This is a genomic window from Pseudothauera rhizosphaerae, from assembly GCF_004801305.1.
GTDB lineage: Bacteria > Pseudomonadota > Gammaproteobacteria > Burkholderiales > Rhodocyclaceae > Pseudothauera > Pseudothauera rhizosphaerae.
The window spans coordinates 119296-134987 of record NZ_SSOD01000013.1; the positions used below are offsets into that span (position 1 = coordinate 119296).

General features: G+C 68.0%; 11 protein-coding genes. 3 read left to right on the forward strand and 8 right to left on the reverse strand.

Going from position 1 to position 15692, the window contains the following annotated elements:
* Positions 1-70 precede the first annotated feature (70 nt).
* The 8 genes from E6O51_RS15740 to E6O51_RS15775 all read right to left on the reverse strand — a co-directional run bounded on the left by E6O51_RS15740 (position 71) and on the right by E6O51_RS15775 (position 11407).
* On the reverse strand, positions 71-2551 hold the full coding sequence (locus tag E6O51_RS15740; protein ID WP_136385957.1) for a TonB-dependent siderophore receptor: 2481 nt from the start codon (positions 2549-2551) through the stop codon (positions 71-73).
* Positions 2552-2660: 109 nt separating this feature from the next.
* Positions 2661-3758 carry a FecR family protein gene (locus tag E6O51_RS15745; RefSeq protein ID WP_211091432.1) on the reverse strand — a complete coding sequence of 366 codons (1098 nt, stop codon included), beginning with the start codon at positions 3756-3758 and terminating at the stop codon, positions 2661-2663.
* Between the two features lie 94 nt (positions 3759-3852).
* Positions 3853-4389 (reverse strand): RNA polymerase sigma factor, encoded by a 537-nt coding sequence (locus tag E6O51_RS15750; RefSeq protein WP_136385958.1) that lies wholly within the window; start codon positions 4387-4389, stop codon positions 3853-3855.
* 328 nt (positions 4390-4717) lie between these two features.
* Positions 4718-8584: a DUF3683 domain-containing protein gene (locus E6O51_RS15755; protein ID WP_136385959.1), complete on the reverse strand. Its 3867-nt coding sequence runs from the start codon at positions 8582-8584 to the stop codon at positions 4718-4720.
* Between the two features lie 154 nt (positions 8585-8738).
* Positions 8739-9092, reverse strand: coding sequence for a RidA family protein (locus E6O51_RS15760; protein ID WP_136385960.1), 354 nt, complete (start codon positions 9090-9092; stop codon positions 8739-8741).
* Positions 9093-9153: 61 nt separating this feature from the next.
* Positions 9154-9804, reverse strand: coding sequence for a c-type cytochrome (locus E6O51_RS15765; protein WP_136385961.1), 651 nt, complete (start codon positions 9802-9804; stop codon positions 9154-9156).
* 111 nt (positions 9805-9915) lie between these two features.
* Positions 9916-10962, reverse strand: a complete 1047-nt coding sequence (gene murB, locus E6O51_RS15770; RefSeq protein WP_136385962.1) for a UDP-N-acetylmuramate dehydrogenase — start codon at positions 10960-10962, stop codon at positions 9916-9918.
* Positions 10940-11407, reverse strand: a complete 468-nt coding sequence (locus tag E6O51_RS15775; RefSeq protein ID WP_136385963.1) for a PACE efflux transporter — start codon at positions 11405-11407, stop codon at positions 10940-10942. The genes murB and E6O51_RS15775 overlap by 23 nt, the downstream gene beginning before the upstream one ends.
* Before the next feature lie 294 nt (positions 11408-11701).
* Here E6O51_RS15775 and ggpS point away from each other — a divergent pair, with 294 nt between their 5' ends.
* From ggpS to E6O51_RS15790, 3 genes are all read left to right on the forward strand, one after another.
* Entirely contained in the window at positions 11702-13975 is a 2274-nt protein-coding gene (ggpS, locus tag E6O51_RS15780; RefSeq protein WP_136385964.1) for a glucosylglycerol-phosphate synthase, read from the forward strand.
* Between the two features lie 172 nt (positions 13976-14147).
* Positions 14148-14987 carry an ABC transporter ATP-binding protein gene (locus E6O51_RS15785; RefSeq protein WP_136385965.1) on the forward strand — a complete coding sequence of 280 codons (840 nt, stop codon included), beginning with the start codon at positions 14148-14150 and terminating at the stop codon, positions 14985-14987.
* On the forward strand, positions 14987-15691 hold the full coding sequence (locus tag E6O51_RS15790; RefSeq protein WP_136385966.1) for an ABC transporter ATP-binding protein: 705 nt from the start codon (positions 14987-14989) through the stop codon (positions 15689-15691). Before E6O51_RS15785 ends, E6O51_RS15790 begins: the two co-directional genes overlap by 1 nt.
* Position 15692: the final 1 nt, after the last annotated feature.

Sequence of the window (15692 nt, forward strand, 5' to 3'; positions counted from 1 at the left end):
AGCCCGACCAGGGACAAGGCGACGGCGGCGACAACCGCCGCGACGGCCGGAACATTCATCCGCCAGCCCGTCAGAACTGGTACTTCAGGCGCAAGCTGGCGTTGCGCGGCTCCTGCCAGAAGATTTCCAGGCCGCTTTCGGGCGGCGAGAAGTATTTCTCATCGAGCACGTTATTGACATTGAGCTGCAGCGACCATTGCTTGTCGATCTCGTAACGCGCCATCAGATCGACGACGGAATAGGCTTTCTGCTCCAGCTTCTTGCCGGTCAGGAACAGCGCATCCGCGTAGGTCCGGCTCTGCCAGCGGACGCCGCCGCCGACGGTGAGCCCGTTCCACGCGCCGGGCAGGCGGTAGCTGGTGAAGGCATTGAACTGCTGGCGCGGTATCAGGGAATTGACGTCGGTGCCGCCGGCATCCTTGGCCCGGAACTTGGCATAGCCGATGCTCGCGTTCCAGCCCGGCCGGATCTCACCGGCGATCTCGACCTCGAACCCCTCGCTGACCACCCCGTCCACTTCGGCATAGGCGGTCTGTGGCGGGGTGATGCCGGAAATATAGCCGTTAACCTTGGCCACGTTCTCCTGCTGCATCTTGAACACCGACAGGCTGGCGTTCAGGCGATTGTCGAAGAAGGCGCCTTTCAGGCCGACCTCGCGCGTGTTGCCCTCGACCGGCGCCAGTTGCTTGTTGCTCGCATCGCGCTTGCTTTGCGGCTCGAAGATGGTGGTATAGCTGGCATAGGCCGACAGGTTGCGGGTCAGGTCGAAGACCAGGCCGGCGTAGGGAATCACCTCGTTCTCGGCCTTGAAATCGTTGTAGCGGTTCTTGTAATCGACGACGCCGTAGTCGATCACGCGGGTGCCGAGGATCAGCTTGAGCGGTTCGGCAAGGGAAAACCGGCCGGCCAGAAACCACGCCTTCTGCGTGACCTTCTGGTCGATGTAGGTGCCGCCGCTGCCCACCGGATAGGTCCAGACCGGCTCGTAGCCGCTACCGTCCCAGGTGTACAGATTCGGCGCAGGGAAGACCAAGGTACTGGTATTGCCCGGATTGCCGACCGTCGTCAGACGTTCGTCGGAATGGTCGTAGCCGAAGGCCACTTGATGATCGCGGCCGAACAACTGGAATTCGCCTTCGACCTGGACGTTGACGTCTTCCTTGGTGTTATCGACGTAATAAAGCCCGGCATACCCCGACATCGGCATGCTGTAAGTGAAACCGGGGAACAGTTCCATATGGATGAAGGACGTCCCGAGCACCGGATGGAGGGAACCATACTGGTAGAAATTGGCGATCTTCGCCTCCGAATTGCGGTCGCCCCGGGTATAGCCGGCCTTCACCCGCCAGCCGTTGCCGAAGTCGTGCTCGCCGCGGACGAACCAGTTGGTGTAGTCGGCATCCCAGTACGACCACTCCGGCGCCGTGGTCATGCTGCGGCGCCAGTTCGACTGGACGGCATCGTTGGCGTTGGTGGCGAGCCAGCCGGGAATGCCGCCCCAGGTCGGGCTGTCGGTATGGTTGTCCTGATGGCTGATCCCGGCCGCCAGCAGCGAGCGGTCGCCGATGTCCTGCTCGACCGTGGCGTAGAAGATCTGCTCCCGGTTCTTCAGGCGATCGATGTAGCTCTTGCCCTCGTCGTAATCGGCGACGAAGCGCACCCGGGTCGAGCCGCTGCCGGTCAGGGGCGTGCTGACGTCCGCCGTCACGCCGCGTTGCGACCAGCTCCCGACCTCGGCCGAGACCGAACCCTTGAACACCCTGCTGTCCGCCCGCTTGCGCACCATGTTGATGACCGCCGACGGATTGCCGACGCCGGTCATCAGGCCGTCCGAACCGCGCAGGATCTCGACGCGGTCGTAGATCGCCGTGTTGCTGAACACCTCGCCGGCGCTCCATTGTTCATCGATGCCGGTGGGCGCGCCGTCGATCAGATAGTTGGTGATGTTGAAACCCCGCGCGAACAGGCTGCCGCGGTTGCTTTCGTAGCGATTCAGCGACAGTCCAGTCGCCTGCTCGATGACGTCGAACAAGCGGTCGATCTTGCGGTCCTCGATCAACTGGCTGCTGATGATGCTGATCGACTGCGGCGTATCGCGCAGGGTTGCGTTGAACGGCAGCGCCGTAGTGCCGACGTTGCTGCCGTAGCGGCCGCTGCCCTCGGTGGTGGCGTTGCGTTCGACGGAGGCGGTGACGGTCACCGGCGCCAGCATCGCTCCGGAGTCATCCGTCGCCGCGGCCCTGATCACGATGGCCGGGCCTTCCTGCGTCGCCACCAGGCCGCTGCCGGCGAGCAGTTGATCGACCGCCTCGCGCGGCGTCAGCTTGCCGGCAACGGCCGGAGCGGTCTTGCCGGCGACCAGCGCCGGCGGGAACAGCAGTTGCAAATCGGCCTGGCGGGCAAGTTCATTGAGCGCCTGACCAAGCGGCTGCGCCGCGATCGAAACCTCGACCGGCGCGACGCCGGCCGTCTGGGCCATCAACGGACCAGGGCCTGCGGCGAGAAGAATGGCCAGGGCCAGGGAGGCGATGGAAGAACCCGATTGCTGCATGCGTCGATCTCCGAACAGTAGTGCAAACGATAATCACTACTGTTGAAGTCGCATGAGCCGGCCGAACCCTCATGTCGGCGGGAAAGTTTTTTTTGCGCCCGGTGCCAGTTCAATCCACGCCGACGATCTCGACCATCTCGCCCCGCCGTTCCAGCCTGACCGGCAGCAGCAGCGGCAGCGTGCGGGCAAAGGCGGCGGTCTGCCGCAGGTCAAAGCTGCCGCCCAGGCGCAACGCGGCGACCTCCGGATCGCGCACGACCAGTCCGGTACGGCCGTAGCGCTCGAACTCGGCCAGCGCCTCGGCCAGCGGCGTGTCGTCGAAGCTGACGCGGTCGCTGCGCCAGGCGCCGACACCCGCGGCGGGCAAACTGACGACCTCGGCCAGGCGCCCCCCGTCATCGACGGTGACCCCCTGCCCGGCGCCCAGCGCCACGCTGGCCCCACCGACCGGCATGATGTTCCGGCCGGCAACCCGGACGTCGCCCGATTCGACGGAGACGACCGTTTTCCCGGCGGCGAGCCCGACCTGGGTATGGCGCACCGAAAAACGGGTGCCGACGACGGTGATGCGGGAAGCGCCGGCAAGCACGGCGAAGGGCCGGTCGCGGTCGCCCTGCACGGTAAACATCACCTGGCCGTCGGCCAGGCGGACTTCGCGGCGCTGCCGGTAGAGGCGAACCTCGACATGCGTGGTGGTGTCGAGTTGCAGCACGCTGCCGTCGGGCAATTCGACATCGCGCTGCTGGCCCCGCCCGGTCGTATAGCTGGCGGTGAACACCGGCGGGTCGAACCACTGCCCCCAGCCCAGCCAGGCGCCGCCGGCGACGACGAGAACGGCGGCGGCCGCGGCCAGTTGCCGGGCAAGACCGCCGAACGCCCCGGTCCACGGCCGGCGGCGGCCCGCCGCCGACAGCCCGGCGGGGACGGCCTGGGCATGCGGACGGGCGGCAGCGTCGGCCAGGCCGGCGCGGAGCGTGCGCACGGCCTCCTCCGGCAGGGCGCGCACCCTTTCGAGGCTCCGCTCCATGCCCGCGTAGGCCCGCCCGTGCGCCGGATCGGCATTCAGCCAGGCCGCGAACTCGGCCGCGGCCGCCGCGTCGAGGCCGCCATGACTGCGCGTGGCCCACATCGCGGCCTCCCGGTCGACCGCACTCCACTGCTCGACATCGTCGTCGAACATACAGACATCGGCGTCATGCGGAGGCATCGTTTCGGCCATCGGAAAGCATGGGGATTTCATCGGTTATGGCACATATCGTCGCATGAAAGGGACACCGGCCCCAATCGCCGGAAAAGCGGAATCATGTCTTCCGGCCGTCCTTCCGCCCTTCCGCAAGCTGCCCCGGCACGCCTTCGAGCTGGCGCTCGCAGGCGCGGCAGGCCAGACGGCCCCTGGCGACGTGCTTCTCGACCATGCTCACCGTCATGCCCAGCAATTCCCCGATCTGCGCATAGGGCAGATTGTCGAAGACATGCAGCATGAACACCTCGCGGCAGCGCGGCGGCAGCCCGGCAATCGCCGTCATGTAGGCGGCGACCGCCTGCTTCGAGGCCAGGATCGCTTCCGGCTGCTGCTGCACCGGCAACGCCGGCTGCCCGGCCTCCTCCAGAATCTCCAAGGTTTCGTGCGCCCGCACCTGGCCGCGCCGGTACTGGTCGACCATCACATGGCGCGCGGTCTGGAACAGCAGTGCCCGCGGCTCCAGAACCGGCGTCCCCGCCTGCTCGACGGCCAGAAAACGCGCATAGCTTTCCTGGACGACATCGGCCGCAGTCTCCCGATCCTTGATGATGCGGGCACAAAAATTCAGCAGCTCTCGGTAGTAACGGGTGATCACGAAATATCCAGCAGCTCGGCGTGAGTGAATCGAACGGCAGGCTGGCTGGAGATATGGCTGACCTGATCAAATCAAAAAGAATCAATCAAATAGCTATTTGCTGAACGTACCGGACGTACTCATGCTTGAATCCCACAGACCATTCGCAAAGTCGGCGAGCCAACACTACTTTCGGGAAAGTCAGGACTGTTGAACGATAATCGTTCTCTATTGTTGCATCGACTCTTGTGGTTGGCAAACCGGCGGCGCGGGTCGAGCGGCCAGGCCGCCCTGGGCGGCCGTTCATGCAACGGGGGGACGCGGTATCGCGCCCGTCCCCTCGCAGGGCTTACAGCAACACCCGCTCGATCCCGCCGCTGTTGGCCCGCGCCACGTAGTCCGGCAGCCAGTTCTCGCCCAGGATGTGCTTCGCCAGTTCCACCACGATGTAGTCCGGCTCCACGCCGCCCGCGTCGTTGGCGTAGCGGTGCAGGCCCTGCAGGCAGCTCGGGCAGGAGGTGAGGATCTTCACCCGGGCGTCCGCGTCGCCGTCGCGCAGCTTGGCCGCGCCCTTCTCGATCTCTTCCTGCTTGCGGAAGCGCACCTGGGTGGAGATGTCGGGGCGCGCCACCGCCAGGGTGCCGGATTCGCCGCAGCAGCGGTCGGAGAGGTCCACCCGCGTGCCCATCAGCTCGTTGGCCACCTTGATGCCCTGGTACTGCTTCATGGGCGTGTGGCAGGGCTCGTGGTACATGTATTTGGCGCCTTGCACGCCGTCCAGCTTCACGCCCTTCTCCATCAGGTACTCGTGGATGTCGAGCAGGCGGCAACCGGGGAAGATCTTCTCGAATTCGTACTTCTGCAACTGGTCCATGCAGGTGCCGCAGGACACGATCACGGTCTTGATGTCGAGGTAGTTCAGCGTATTGGCGACGCGGTGGAAGAGCACGCGGTTGTCGGTGGTGATCTTCTGGCCCTTGTCTTCCTCGCCGGCCGCGGTCTGGGGGTAGCCGCAGCACAGATACCCCGGCGGCAACACGGTCTGGGCGCCCACGTGGTAGAGCATGGCCTGGGTCGCCAGCCCCACCTGGCTGAACAGGCGCTCCGAGCCGCAGCCGGGGAAGTAGAACACCGCATCCGTGTCACCGTTGGCCTTGCGCGGATCGCGGATCACCGGGATGACCTTGTCGTCCTCGATGTCCAGCAGCGCGCGGCTGGTCTTCTTGGGCAGGTTGCCCGGCATGGGCTTGTTGATGAAGTGGATGACCTGCGCCTTCAGCGCAGGCTTGCCCAGCGTGGCCGGCGGCGCCTTGACCTGGGGCTGCACCAGGCCCAGCTTCTTGCCCAGGTCGTGGGCGAAGCGCTGCGCCTTGTAGCCCCAGCCGATCATGCCGGTGCGGATCAGCTTGATCGTGGCCGGGTCCTTGATGGTGAGGAAGGCCATGGCCGCGGCCTTGCCGGGGTTGAAGGACTTCTTGCCCTGCTTGCGCAGCAGGTTGCGCATCTTGATCGACACGTCGCCGAAGTCGATGTCCACCGGGCAGGGTTTCTCGCACTTGTGGCACACGGTGCAGTGGTCGGCCACATCCTCGAACTCGGCCCAGTGCGCCAGCGACACGCCGCGGCGGGTTTGCTCTTCGTACAGGAAGGCTTCCACCAGCAGCGAGGTGCTGAGAATCTTGTTGCGCGGCGAGTAGAGCAGGTTGGCGCGCGGCACGTGGGTGGAGCACACCGGCTTGCACTTGCCGCAGCGCAGGCAGTCCTTGATGTCGTGCGCGATGTCGCCGATCTCGGTCTGCTCCATGATGAGGGACTCGTGCCCCATCAGGTTGAAGCTGGGGGTGTAGGCGTTGGCGAGGTTGCCGCCCTTCATCAGCTTGCCGCGGTTGAAGCGGCCGTCCGGGTCCACCTTCTGCTTGTAGGCCCAGAAGTTGGCCATCTCGGCTTCGGTGAGGTAGTCGAGCTTGGTGATGCCGATGCCGTGCTCGCCGGAGATCACCCCGTCCAGGCTGCGCGCCAGCGCCATGATGCGGTCCACCGCGCGGTTGGCGGTCTGCAGCATCTCGTAGTGGTCGGAGTTCACCGGGATGTTGGTGTGCACGTTGCCGTCGCCGGCGTGCATGTGCAGGGCGACGAACACGCGGCCGCGCAGCACCTGCTTGTGCAGTTCCACGATCTTCGCCAGCACGGGGCGGAAGAGCACGCCGTCGAAGATCTTGTCCAGGCGCGGCTTGAGTTCCTCCTTCCACGACACGCGGATGGAGTAGTCCTGCAGGCGGTGGAAGAGCCTCGGGTTTTCAGCCCGGTTGGTCAGTTCGCCCGCCACCACGCCGTAGGACGCGAAGCGCGTCTCGGCCTCGGCCAGCGGCAGGTCCAGGTTGTCCAGCAGCCATTCCCAGCGCAGGCGCACCGCCTCCACGTAGTTCAGCGCCGCGTCGCGGCGGTCGCCGATGAGTTCGTCGGCGGAGAGGTTGGCGTCGCCCTGGTCCAGGGGCAGCTCGCCAGCGAGGAAACCGGCCAGCGTCTCGCACAGTTCCAGCTTGTTACGGATGGAGAGCTCGATGTTGATGCGCTCGATGCCGTCGCAGTATTCGCCCATGCGCGGCAGCGGGATGACCACGTCCTCGTTGATCTTGAAGGCGTTGGTGTGGCGCGAGATGGCCGCGGTGCGCGAGCGCTCCAGCCAGAAGCGCTTGCGCTGCTCGGGGCTGACGGCGATGAAGCCCTCGGCGCCGCGCACGTTGGTCATGCGCACCACTTCGGAGGCGGCGGTCATCACCGCGTCCTCGTCGAAGCCGACGATGTCGCCGATCAGCACCATCTTGGGCCGGCCGTGGCGCTTGGCCTTGGTGGTGTAGCCCACCGCCTTCACGTAGCGCTCGTCCATGTGCTCCAGGCCGGCGAGCTGCACGCCCGCGGCGTGGCCCGCGCCGCCCGGCTTGAACCAGTCCGTGATCTCGACGATGGCCGGCACCGCCTCGCGTACCTGGCCGAAGAATTCCAGGCAGACGGTGCGGGTGACGGGCGGCATCTTGTGCAGCACCCAGCGCGCGGCCACGATGAGGCCGTCGGTGCCTTCCTTCTGCACCCCCGGCACGCCGCCGAGGAACTTGTCGGTGACGTCCTTGCCCAGCCCGTCCTTGCGGCACGCCGCGCCCGGCATGGCGAGGATTTCCTCGCCCAGCGGCGCGTAGCTCAGGCCGTCGAAGCGGCGCAGGCGGAAATGCACCGTCTCCTGTTCGTGGATCTTGCCGAAGTTGTGGCCCAGGCGCTCCACTTCCAGCCAGTTGCCGTCCGGCGTGACCATCTTCCACCACGCCAGGTTGTCCAGCGCGGTGCCCCACAGCACGGCCTTCTTGCCGCCGGCGTTCATGGCGATGTTGCCGCCGATGCAGGAGGCGCTGGCGGACGTCGGGTCCACGGCGAACACGCGCCCGGCCGCCGACGCGGCCTCCGCCACGCGCTCGGTCACCACCCCGGCGCCGGTGCGGATGGTGGCGTAGGGCTGAGCCATGGGGCCGTTCACGCCGGGCAGCACGATCTCTTCCACCGCGCCGATGCCGATCAGCTTTTCGGTGTTGATGACCACGGAGCTCGCGTCCAGCGGCACCGCGCCGCCGGTGTAGCCGGTGCCGCCGCCGCGCGGGATGATGGTCAGCCCCAGCTCGATACAGGCGCGCACCAGGGGCGCCATCTCGTCCTCGGTGTCCGGGTAGAGCACGACGAAGGGGTATTCCACGCGCCAGTCGGTGGCGTCGGTGACGTGGCTGACGCGGGCGTGGCCGTCGAAGCATACGTTGTCGCGCCGGGTGTGGCGGGTGAGCGCCTTCAGCACCGACTTGCGGCGGCGCGCGGTGTCGAGGAACCAGCGCTCGAAGTCGTCCACCGCCTCGCGGGCGCGTGCGATCAGCAGTTCGACGCGGTCGTTGCCCTGGCGGCGCTTCTCGACCTCGTTCAGGCGATGGTTGAGCGCGCCCACCAGGGCCTCGCGGCGCTCGCGGCTGGCGAGGAGGTCGTCTTCCAGGTAGGGGTTGCGGCGCACCACCCAGATGTCGCCCAGCACCTCGTAGAGCATGCGGGCGGAACGCCCGGTGACCCGCTCGGCGCGCAGTTCGTCCAGCACTTCCCAGGCCTCGGCGCCGAGCAGGCGGATGACGATCTCGCGATCCGAGAACGAGGTGTAGTTATATGGAATTTCTCGCAGGCGTTGGGTCATTGGCGCACCGGGCAGACTGCTGCAGGGAAACGCTCGATTTTAGCGAAGCGCGGTGCACCATGCAGCAAAAATCAAGACCTTATCGAACGCAGGGGCATGGGGGGACACCCTGCAGCGGGTGGACTGCCGCGCCGCCGCGGCGTTCGCCCGCGGTTCAGCGCAGCGCCGCGTTGAGGGCGATCTCCACCCGCCAGCCCGGCCGCGCCAGTCCGGCCACCCGCACGCAGGCGCGCGCCGGCGCGCAGCCGTCGGGCAGCCAGGCGTCCCACACCTCGTTCATGCCGTCATAGTCGGCCATGTCCACGAGGTAGATGGTGGCCATCAGGATGCGCGACTTGTCGCTGCCCGCGTCCTGCAGCAGGCGTTCGAGGCCGGCCAGGGTTTCGCGGGTCTGGGTGCGGATGTCGGCGTCCGTGCTGGCGGGCACTTCGACCACGTAAACGACTCCGGCGTGGGCGACGGAGTCGGCGTAGCGGGCCGTGGTGCCGCGGCGCTGGATGTCGGTCATGGCGGCGGGCGGAAACGGTGGGCGGGCCGGCGTCAGCCCGCCCGCGGGGGCAGCGGCCGGTTCAGGGCCGGGTGCTGAGGTAGTCCACGACGGCGTCGATGTTGCGCTCGCCCAGTTGCATCACCGCGGCGGTCATGGGCGCGTAGAAGCGTTCGCCCGACTGGGTCAGGTAGCGCTTCAGGCTGAGCCTGAGGTATTCGGGCTGCTGCCCGGCGAGGCGGGGAAAGTCCTTCGCGCCGTGGGCATCGCCCATGTGGCAGCGCGCGCAGTGCTGCAGGAAGAGCTTTTCGCCGGCGGCCGCGCGCGGGCCCGGCGCGGCGAACGGCGGCACCGGCCGGGTGGAGTACATCAGCGCGATGGAGGCCTTCTCGCGTTCGTTCAGCACCTTCATCAGCCCCTGCATGAACTCGTCCTTGCGCAAACCGGAGAGGAAGGCCTCGATCTGGTTCAGCACATAGACCGGGTGCTGGCCGGCCAGGTTGGGCACGTTGGGAAATTTGCTGATGCCGGCTTCGCCGTGACAGTTGGCACAGAAGAAGGCCGCCTTGCCGCCCTCGGCGGCCAGGGTTTCCTGCAGCGCCCGGTCGGAATCCGCCCGGGCGAGCAGTTCGGCGGCGGTCTCCGCAGCGGCGGACGCGCTCCCCACGGCCAAGCCCACCGCCGCCAGGTAACGCACGAAACAAGACCATGCCCGCGACTGGCTGAAGCGCATCGAATGCTCCCGAAAGTGTCCGGCGCAAGCCATCCCCGCTGGATGACCCTTCCGCCTGTGGGTGCAAATATTAACATCCTGTTGCGCTCTGCTGCGTGACGGCTCCCGCGCTCAGACGAAGACCGGTTCGGCCTCCAATTCCACGCCGAAACGCGCCAGCACGTCGGCGCGGATCGCCGCCGCGGCGCGCGCCACGTCGGCTCCGCGCGCCCCGCCGCGGTTGACCAGCACCAGCGCCTGGCGCTCGAAGCAGCCCACCGGACCGAGGTCGCGCCCCTTCCAGCCGCAGCGCTCGATCAGCCAGCCCGCCGCCAGCTTGTAGCCGCCGCCGGCCTGGCGGTAATGGGGCAGGTCCGGCCAATGCCGGGCGAGTTCCTCGAAGCGGGCTTCCGACACCAGCGGGTTCTTGAAGAAGCTGCCGGCGTTGCCGATCACCGCCGGGTCCGGCAGCTTGCGGCGGCGGATCGCCACCACCGCGTCGGCCACCTGGCGCGGGGTGGGCGTGGCCGCGCCGGCCGCCTGCAGTTCGCGCGCGAGTTCCGCGTAGCCCAGCCGCGGCGCCCATTGCCGGGGCAGGCGGAAGGTCACGGCGACGATGAGCCAGCGCCCGGGGGTGCGGCGGAACACGCTGTCCCGGTAGCCGAAAGCGCAGTCGGCGGCGCGGAACTCGCGCAGCTCGCCGCTGCCCAGATCGACCGCCCGCAGCGCTTCGAAGCGCTCGGCCATCTCCAGCCCGTAGGCGCCGATGTTCTGCACCGGCGCCGCGCCGACGGTGCCGGGGATCAGCGCCAGATTCTCCAGTCCGGGCCAGCCCTGTTCCAGCGTCCAGCACACGAACTCGTGCCAGTTCTCGCCCGCGGCGGCCTCCACCAGCCAGGCGTCTTCGTCCTCGCCCACGAGCCGCCGGCCGCGCAGCGCCACCTTGAGCACCAGGCCGGGAAAATCGCCGCTCAGCACCAGGTTGCTGCCGCCGCCGAGCACCAGCCGGCGCCCCGCCTGCTGCCAGGCCGGCGTGCGCAGCAGGGCCTGCAGGCCCGCGACGGAGTCGATGTCGGCATACTGCGCGGCACGCCCGGGCAGGCCGAAGGTGTTCAGGCCGTCGAGCGCGACCCCGGTACGCACGGCCGGCGCCACGTCACTCGGCCTGGCGTGCGACATCGGGCAGGTCCGCCACGATGGGGAACACCCGGTCGTAGCTCAGGTTGAAGGCGAAGGCGTAGGCCACGTAGGCCAGGGCCAGGCCGATGTCGGCGACCAGCGCCTCCAGCCAGCCCATGCCGGTCCACCCCATGATCACCGGCAGGCTCATCAGCAGCAGCCCGCCTTCGAAACCGAAGGCATGCAGGACCCGCAGGGAAAGCGGCCGGCGGTCGGCGGTGCGCCCGGTGAGCCGGCCCTCGGCCCAGTCGAAGGCGGTGTTGTAGCCCGCGTTCCACAGCGCCGCGATCAGCGCGACCAGCGCCAGCAGCCCGGCCGAGTCGGCCAGCGGCACGCCGCTCGCCCAGGCGAAGGGCGGCGTGATCAGCACCAGCCCGCCCACTTCGAAGAGGGCGATCTGGCGGACGCGGTCTGGCAGGGAACGAAGTCTGGGGGCGGCGGACACGGCGGGGCGCGGCAACGGCGGGACGGGACGGGACGGGACGGGACGGGACGGGACGGGACAAGATAGGTGCGAAGTACGGCAAAGGCAAGCCGGCCAATGCAACACGATGCTGTGCCGATCGGCGAAGCGCGTTAAACTGTTTGCGCAAACATATCTCCAGCCCCTGGCTGAACCCCCACAGGAGTTCCCCGACGCCGCCGCGGCCGCCCGTGCTGCCGCCGCGCCCCTTTGCCCCGCCATTTCCACTCGTTGTCGGCATTCGTGTCGGCGTTCACGCTTCAAGGAGAAACGCACATGCTGCTCGCCACCGACCTGGACGGCACCTTTCTCGCCGGCGACCCCGACAATCGCCTGCGCCTGTACCAGCTCATCGCCGCCCACCCCGAGATCAGACTGGTCTTCGTCACCGGGCGCGGCCTCGAGGTGGTGCTGCCCATCCTCTCCGACCCCACCGTGCCGATGCCGGACTACATCGTCTGCGACGTGGGCGCCACGGTGGTGGACGGCCGCAGCCGCCAGGCGGTGCTGCCGCTGCAGACCGAGATCGAGGCGCACTGGCCGGGCGAGCGCGCGGTGGCCGACGCCATGGCGCGCTTTCCCGCGCTGGAGCGCCAGGAAGTGCCGCAGCAGCGGCGCTGCTCCTATTTCTGCGGCGCCGACGCGGTGAGCGGGGAAATCCACCGCACGGCCGCCGAGCTGGGCTGCGACGTGCTGTACTCGGCCGACATGTACCTGGACATCCTGCCGCGCGGGGTCAACAAGGGCAGCACGCTGCGCGCCCTGGTCGCGCACCTGGACATCCACCCGGACGAGGTGCTGGTGGCCGGCGACACGCTGAACGACCTCTCCATGTACGAGGCCGGCTTCAAGGGCGTGTGCGTGGGCGAGTCCGAACCCGCGCTGCTGGAAGCCACCCGCGACCGAGCCCGGGTGCTGCATTCACGCCACACCGGCTGCGGCGGCATCCTGGAGGCCATCGGCCACTTCGGCTTCCTCGGCCCGCAGGGGGTGGAAGCCGAACTGCGCGCGATGGAGGCCCGCGGCCGCTCCGAGCTGGTGATGGTGTACCACCGCCTGCCCTACGAGGAGGCGGTCGAGGACGGCCGCCCGGTGCGCCGCCGGCCGTCCTCGCCCAACGGCATCATCCCCACCCTGCTCGGCTTCTTCGGCGACGGCCGGCGCGGCGCATGGGTGGCGTGGTCCATCCACGATCCGAAGAAGGCGATTCCGTTCGAGATCCACACCGAGGTGGACCGCAAGAGCTACCCCCGCCTGACGGCCGCCCGCGTCGCGCTCACCAAGGACGACGTGGACGTGTTCTACAAGCGCTTCTCCAAGGAAGCCTTCTGGCCCACGCTGCACACCTTCTGGGAGCGGGCGGTGTTCCGCGACGAGGACTGGGCGGTGTTCATCAAGGTCAACCGCCTGTTCGCCGAACGCACCGCGGCCGAGGCCGCCGAGGGCGCGGTGGTGTGGCTGCACGACTACAACCTGTGGATGGTGCCGGCCTTCCTGCGCGAACTGCGCCCGGACCTGAGGATCGCCTTCTTCCACCACACCTATTTCCCCTCCGCCGACGTGTTCAACGTGCTGCCGTGGCGGCGCGAAATCGTCGGCAGCCTGCTCCAGTGCGACTACGTGGGCTTCCACATCCCGCGCCAGGCGGAGAACTTCGTGGACGTGGCGCGCGGCGTGGCGCCGGTCAAGGTGCTGGAAACGAAGAGCTGCGCACCGCGCTTTCTCAGCTACGGCTGCGCGGTGGGGCTGGAGGAGATGACCACCGCCATCGAGGTGCATGGCCGGCGCATCGGCCTGGGCGCCCATCCGGTGGGCCTGGACGTGGGCCGCGTGCGCCAGGTGCTGGACGACCCGAAGACCACCGAACGCATGGCCACGCTGCGCCGCGAACTGACCGGCCAGCGGGTGATCCTGTCGGTGGAGCGCCTCGACTACACCAAGGGCACGCTGGAAAAGCTGCTCGCCTTCGAGGCCCTGCTCGACACCCACCCCGAACTGCGCGGCAAGGTGGCGCTGCTCGCCGTATGCGTGCCCGCGGCGCGCGAGATGACCGTCTACGACACCCTGCAGCACCAGATCGAGCAGGCTGTGGGGCGCATCAACGGACGCTTCTCGCGGGTGGGCTGGACGCCGGTGCAGTTCTTCTTCCGCGCCCTGCCCTTCGAGGAAGTGGTGGCCTGGTACGCCATGGCCGACCTGATGTGGATCACCCCGCTGCGCGACGGCCTCAACCTGGTGGCCAAGGAATACGTCGCCGTGCAGGGCCTCACCGAGGGGCGCGGCGTGCTGGTGCTGTCCGAGTTCGCCGGCGCGGCGGCCGAACTGCACGGCGCGCTGCTCACCAACCCGCACGACCCCGCCGACCTGCGCGACAAACTCTACCTGGGCATCGCCATGAGCCGCGCCGAGGCCGAGGCGCGCCTGCGCGAGCTGTTCGGCGTGGTGCAGCACAACGACATCCAGCGTTGGGGGCAGGACTTCCTCGACGCGGTGGCCGAGACCGTGGCCGCGCAGCGCGACGGCCGGCACGCCTCCACCGAGGCCGCCTGACTCCCGGATCGCGGGGGTGAACAGCTACGGTTCACCCCGACTTCCCGCCACTGCCCCGATACGGTAATCTCCCCGCCCCATATTCGTAACGAAAGCGTACTCCACGGCCCGACCCGGGCGGGGGGAGCCTGTACCGGCGCCGACCAGATGCCGGGACTCTTCAGGGAAAGACATGCTAGAACTGGACGGCCTCGTCAAAGCGTTCGGGGGCTTTCACGCGGTCGACGGCTGTTCGATGCGTGTGAACAAGGGCGAGATCCTCGGTCTCATCGGCCCCAACGGCGCCGGCAAGACGACGCTCTTCAACCTCATCGCCGGCGCCCTGCAGCCGACTTCCGGCACCATCCGCTTTCTCGGCGAGGACGTCACCCACCTGTCCACCGACGCCCTGTTCCACAAGGGCCTGGTGCGCACCTTCCAGATTCCCCACGAATTCCACCGCCTCTCCGCGCTGGAGAACCTGATGATGGTGCCGCCGCACCAGCCCGGCGAAAGCCTGTTCGCCAACTGGCTGGCGTGGGGGAGGGTGCGGAAGGCGGAAGAGGAGGTGCGCCGCAAGGCCGAGGAAACCCTGGCCTTCCTCGAACTCACCCACGTCGCCCACGAGCGCGCCGGCAACCTCTCCGGCGGACAGAAGAAACTGCTGGAACTGGGCCGCACCATGATGACCGACGCGCAACTGGTGCTGCTCGACGAGCCGGCGGCGGGCGTCAACCGCACGCTGCTGCGCAAGCTGGAGGAGAAGATCCTGATCCTCAACCGGGAGCGCGGCTACACCTTCATCCTCATCGAGCACGACATGGAGATGATCGAGAAGCTGTGCCACCCGGTGGTGTGCATGGCCGAGGGCAAGGTGCTGATCGAGGGCGACTTCCGCACCGTACGCAGCGACCGGCGCGTGCTGGAGGCCTATCTGGGCGAGACGCCGACGGCCATCGAGCGCAACGAGGCCGAGCACGATCCGCAGGTGGAAACCCTGCGCGCGCAGGAACTGCCGCGGGAGGACCTGTGATGGCACTGCTGGACATGAAGGACGTGCGCGGCGGCTACGGCGACGCCGACATCCTGCAGGGGGTGTCGATCACCGTGGCGGAGAAGGAGATCGTCGTCATCGTCGGCCCCAACGGCGCCGGCAAATCCACCGCCATGAAGGCCGTGTTCGGCCTGCTCAACGTGCGCGGCGGCCAAATCGTCTTCGACGGCGACGACATCACCCACTGGGCGCCCAACCGCATCGTCCAGCGCGGCATCTGCTACGTGCCGCAGGTGGACAACGTGTTCCGCGAGATGACGGTGCACGAGAACCTGGAGATGGGCGGCTTCCTGCGCAGCGGCGACCTCTCCGCGGCCTACGACCGCATCTACGGGCTCTTCCCCGACCTCAAGGCCAAGCGCCGCAACCTGGCCGGCGACCTCTCCGGCGGCCAGCGCCAGATGGTGGCCATGGGCCGCGCGCTGATGCTGGAGCCCAAGCTGCTGCTGCTGGACGAACCCACCGCCGGGCTGTCGCCCAAGTACATGGAGCAGATCTTCCAGATCACCCGCGACGTGCGCGACCACGGCGTGTCCATCCTGCTGGTGGAACAACACGCCAAGCAGGCGCTGGCCTTCTGCGACCGCGGCTACGTGCTGGCCACCGGCGCCAACCGCCACGAAGGCACCGGGCAGGCGCTGCTCGCCGACCGGGAAGTGGCCGAGATGTTCCTCGGCGGCTGAG